Source organism: Synechococcus sp. R55.7 (assembly GCF_047461955.1).
Taxonomy (GTDB): Bacteria; Cyanobacteriota; Cyanobacteriia; order Thermostichales; family Thermostichaceae; genus Thermostichus.
Window position 1 is genome coordinate 1 of the sequence record NZ_JANSIC010000485.1, and the last position, 641, is coordinate 641.

At 55.2% G+C, this 641-nt stretch carries 1 protein-coding gene; it reads left to right on the top strand.

Going from position 1 to position 641, the window contains the following annotated elements; translation table 11 throughout:
* Nucleotides 1-485 (top strand): FHA domain-containing protein (locus NW820_RS13280; protein WP_414407762.1); only part of this gene is annotated, 485 nt, incomplete at its 5' end.
* Nucleotides 486-641: the final 156 nt, after the last annotated feature.

The following is a 641-nucleotide window of genomic DNA, read 5'->3' on the forward strand; positions in this document are numbered from 1 at the left end:
AGGGATCCACCTGGGGGATCCTATGTTATGTTTTGGCTATCTTGCCCTCAGTGTTGTGCAAGCGGGTGCCTTTCATGACCACGCCCCCTCGCCGACCAGCCCTCAATCACGTGCTCATCGTCAAGGATCGTCATGGGCCAAAAGCCTACTGGTTGACGGCTGAGCTCTACTCCTTAGGCCGGGATCCACGCAACAGCATTCGCATCGACTCCCAGTACGCCTCTCGCTACCACGCCATTTTGGTCAAAACAGAATCCCCCTCTTCTCCCGATGGGTTCACTTACCAAATCATCGACGGAGACATTCAGGGCACCCCCAGCACCAACGGCCTTTACGTGGGCGGGCAACGGGTGGAATTTCGGGATCTGGAGGACGGGGACGAAATTCAGTTTGGCAACGATGCCACCGCTACCTACTCGGTGCAAAACAAGGATCTGGATGAAATCCTGGCTACTTTTGAAAACACCCAGATCGTTGGGCTGTAGGAAGCTGCCTTCCCTGTTGGGTCTTGGCCTGTCCCGTCTGCATGCTGGTTGAAGGGTTAACCGGCGCTTGGAGAGGGGATCCCGTCGCCGTATTTCTGGGATCGCTTGCTGGTAAACTGTGTCATACGAAAAAACAAAGCTGGGATCCCTGCTGTT